The sequence below is a fragment of the Salipiger sp. HF18 genome, from assembly GCF_011806505.1.
GTDB classification, from domain to species: domain Bacteria; phylum Pseudomonadota; class Alphaproteobacteria; order Rhodobacterales; family Rhodobacteraceae; genus Salipiger; species Salipiger thiooxidans.
This window is the reverse complement of sequence record NZ_JAATOS010000363.1, coordinates 1-4,068: the sequence shown is the minus strand read 5'-3', so window position 1 is coordinate 4,068 and position 4,068 is coordinate 1. Positions and strand designations below refer to the sequence as shown.

The following is a 4,068-nucleotide window of genomic DNA, read 5'->3' as shown; positions in this document are numbered from 1 at the left end:
GAACCCTCCGTTCGCGGTCAAATCCATGCTTCAGGCAGGTCTCCTGACTTCGCGGATCACCGCAGCGGCCCACCTTCCCGGGATGATCCCAGTGGCATCTTGGGCCGTGCTCTCCACTGACAGTTGCGGGGGCAGCGCCGGAGTTTCACCGGCTTCCCTCTTCACCGGAGGAGGCGACTCCCCCGACACCTGAAGCACCTACATTTAGATACGACACGTGCAGGGACGTCAACATGGTGTTTCTGAAAAGCCGGAATTTTGGTGAAGGAGTGGGCCGCCCTGCCCGGCCTTGCGGCGGCGGAAGGCGCCCGGCAGGGCTGCCGGGCAGCCCTGTTCTCAGGCCGCGCGCAGGCGCCTGCGACGTGACAAATGCACCACGATTTCGACGGCGGCAAGCACAAGCATCGACAAACCGACCAACGGGAAGAAGATCCCCGCCGCCACTGCCATCAGAAGCAGCGTTCGCGGGATTCGCCAGTCCGCCGGCACCTGCGGCACGCCGAGCGCGCCCGACGGGCGGCGCTTCCACCACATCATCGCGGCCGAGACGCAGAGCATCACCATGGCCGCGCAGGCCGCCAGCAGTACGAGCTGGTTCGCGAGGCCCCAGGCCTGCCCCATGTGGATGCTGATGCCCCACTCCGCCGCCCATCCGAGCGCGCCCAGATCCGCGAGACCCGCGTCATACAGCACCTCTCCGCTGTACTGGTCGAGGTGAATCACCCGCTCGTCCGAGATGTCGTCGGGATAGACCGAGGCGGTGAACACGCCATCGGGACCGTTCGGCATCGACACCGCGTAGCCCGGCACGAGTCCCAGCCCCTCGACCGTGGCCACCACCGAGTCGAGCGCCTGCGGCACGCCCGCCGAGTCGCCCGACAGCGGCAGCGGTTGCTTCTCCATGATCCACGGCGCGCGGTTCACGACGTCCCCCACGGGCACGGTCGAGACCGGCTTGCCCGACCAGTAGCCGTCCGGCATGCCCAGCCCCAGCGCATAGGCGTAGTCGTAGAACTTGCCGCCCCAGACGCCGGACCACGGCAGGCCGGTCATGGCGAGGAAGACGATGAAGGCGCCGGTGTAGATCCCCGTCACCGCGTGCAGGTCGCGCCACCACGGGCGGCCGCGGCTGGCCTTTATCGAGACCGTGCCGAGCTTTCGCCCGCGCGGCCACCACAGGTAGATGCCGGTGCCGACGAGCAGCACCATCCAGCCCGCGGCGAGCTCGATCAGGCGGTTGCCGAACCATCCGACGTATTCCAGCGAGTGCAGCTTGCGCACCACGTACATGGCGGGGCTGCCCGCGGCTCCGCCGTCCCAGAGATGGCCGAGCACCGTGCCGCTGTAGGGATCGACGTAGACGGTATCCTTGAGCCCGTCCTCGCCACGGATGCCGACCGCGGCGCTGCGGTCGGCGGCGGCGGGTGGTGCGTAGGAATAGAGCGTGCCGGGATGCGCCTCGAGGGCCGCGGCGGTGATCTGCGACGGCGCAAGCTGCGTGCTGCCCGCCTCGACGAGGCGCAGCCGGGTGTAGGCGGCGTCGTTGATCTCGTCCTTGAAGAGATAGATGCCGCCGGTGACGGCGAGGATCAGCACGAAGGGCAGGATCACCAGCCCGGCGATGAAATGCCAGCGCCAGACAGCGCGATAGAGCGCGGCACCGGCCGCGCGGTTGGGGGTTTCGGTCATGTGTCCAGTCCGATGGGCCCGCGTCAGGCGCGGGCGATACGAGAGAGGCCCGGCGGCGGGGCGCCGTGGGCCGGGTTCCGGTCGCGGGGACGGCGGGATGCCGTCAGGCGCGCTGCGGAGGGGCTCTCGGCGCGTGACTGGGGTTGCGGGCCTGGGCCGCACGATGCAGGTCGCGCATCCGCCGCCAGCCGTCATGCGGCAGCAGCAGGCTCTGCGCGTCCTCCGGCTGCGGCAGCGCCGCCTCGGGCAGGCCGTGACAGAAGGGACAGTGGTGATCGTGGCCACCGCTCTTGCCGCAGAGATCGCCCTGCACGGCGCCATGGGCGTGCTCGAACTGCGCGAAGGCCACGGCATCCGCATCCGGCGCCATCATCCCGGCCGAGCTCACGCCGGTCGCCGCGAGGGCGACAGCAAGCAGGACGGCCGGCAAGAGGGACAGGAGGCGCTGCAGCATCCCCTCGCTATGCCACGGCGCGGGCGGCATCGGAAGCGGCGTTCGCAGCCGTGCGGCGCATCGGCGCAGCGCGCCCTGCCCCGTCTGGCCATGAAAAGACCCCGCACGGCCAGCGCCATGCGGGGTCCGATGTTGCTTGAAGCTGCCGGGACAGGTGCCCCGGCGCGCCGTCGTCAGGCCGCGATGTCGAAGCGGTCGGCGTTCATCACCTTGGTCCAGGCCGCCACGAAGTCCTTCACGAACTTCTCAGCGTTGTCGTCCTGGGCGTAGACCTCGGCATAGGCGCGCAGCACCGAGTTCGAGCCGAACACCAGATCGACGCGCGAGGCGGTGAACTTCACCGCGCCGGTGGTGCGCTCGCGGATCTCGTAGGTGCCGTCCGCGACCGGGACCCAGCTGTAGGCCATGTCGGTCAGGTTCACGAAGAAGTCCGTGGTCAGCGCGCCCTCGCGGTCGGTGAACACGCCCAGCTTCGAGCCGCCGTAGTTGGTGCCCATGGCGCGCATGCCGCCGAGCAGCACGGTCATCTCCGCCGCCGTCAGGCCGAGCAGCTGTGCGCGGTCGAGGAGCATTTCCTCGGCGCTCACCACGTAATCGGCCTTCTGGAAGTTACGGAACCCGTCGGCGAGCGGCTCGAGCGAGTCGAAGGAGGGCGCATCTGTCATCTCGTCGGTCGCGTCACCGCGGCCCGGCGCGAAAGGCACCTCGATGTCGAAGCCCGCCGCCTTGGCGGCCTGCTCGATGCCGAGGTTGCCCGCCGGAACGATCACGTCGGCGACAGAGGCACCGGTCTCGGCCGCGATCGGCTCGAGCTTGGCCAGCACCGCGGCAAGACGGGCGGGCTCGTTGGCCTCCCAGTCCTTCTGCGGCGCGAGACGGATGCGCGCACCGTTGGCACCGCCGCGCATGTCCGAGCCGCGGTAGGTGCGGGCGCTGTCCCATGCGGTCGAGACCATGTCGGTGAGCGACAGCCCGGCGGCGGCGATCTTGGCCTTCACAGCGGCGACGTCGTAGGAGGTCGAGCCGGCGGGGATCGGATCCTGCCAGATCAGGTCCTCGGAGGGCACATCCGGGCCGAAGTAGCGGGCCTTGGGGCCCATGTCGCGGTGGGTCAGCTTGAACCAGGCGCGGGCGAAGGTGTCCTCGAAGTACTTCGGGTCCGCCATGAACTTCTGGCAGATCGCGTTGTAGGCCGGGTCCATCTTCATCGCCATGTCGGCGTCGGTCATGATCGGCATCGTCTTGATCGAGGGGTCCTCGACGTCCGCCGGCATGTCCTTTTCGTCGATCGAGACCGGCATCCACTGCCAGGCACCGGCGGGCGACTTCTTGAGCTCCCACTCGTGGCCGAAGAGCATGTCGAACCAGCCCATGTCGAACTTGGTGGGCTCGCTGGTCCAGGCGCCCTCGATGCCGGACACCACGGTGTCACGGCCGACGCCGCGGCCCTTGGTATTCATCCAGCCGATGCCCTGATACTCGACGCCCGCCATCTCGGGATCGGCCGAGAGGAAGCCCGCGTCGCCGTTGCCGTGGCACTTGCCGATGGTATGGCCGCCCGCTGTCAGCGCGGCGGTTTCCTCGTCGTCCATGGCCATCCGGGCGAAGGTCTCGCGCACCTGCGCGGCCGTCTTCAGCGGGTCGGGGTTGCCGTTGACGCCCTCGGGGTTCACGTAGATCAGCCCCATCTGCACGGCGGCAAGCGGGTTTTCCATGGTCGAGGGATCGTCGACGCTCTCGTAGCGGCCGTCGGAGGGCGCGAGCCATTCTTTCTCGGCGCCCCAGTAGACGTCCTTTTCGGGGTGCCAGATGTCCTCGCGACCGAAGGCGAAGCCGAAGGTCTTCAGGCCGGCCACCTCATAGGCGATGGTGCCCGACAGGATCATCAGGTCGGCCCAGGAGATCCTGTTGCCGTACTTCTTCTT

General features: G+C 68.7%; 3 protein-coding genes and 1 riboswitch. All 3 genes read right to left on the bottom strand.

From position 1 onward, the window contains the following. Nucleotides 1-15 precede the first annotated feature (15 nt). Nucleotides 16-208: riboswitch (cobalamin riboswitch) on the bottom strand. A gap of 128 nt (nt 209-336) precedes the next feature. Further along, a complete protein-coding gene (locus tag HC022_RS20540) occupies nt 337-1,689 on the bottom strand; it encodes a PepSY domain-containing protein (RefSeq protein ID WP_008883698.1) in 1,353 nt (450 codons plus the stop codon). 103 nt (nt 1,690-1,792) lie between these two features. Further along, nucleotides 1,793-2,143 (bottom strand): hypothetical protein, encoded by a 351-nt coding sequence (locus tag HC022_RS20535; RefSeq protein ID WP_167453653.1) that lies wholly within the window; start codon nt 2,141-2,143, stop codon nt 1,793-1,795. A gap of 173 nt (nt 2,144-2,316) precedes the next feature. Next, nucleotides 2,317-4,068 (bottom strand): catalase/peroxidase HPI (gene katG / locus HC022_RS20530; RefSeq protein ID WP_167453652.1); only part of this gene is annotated, 1,752 nt, incomplete at its 5' end.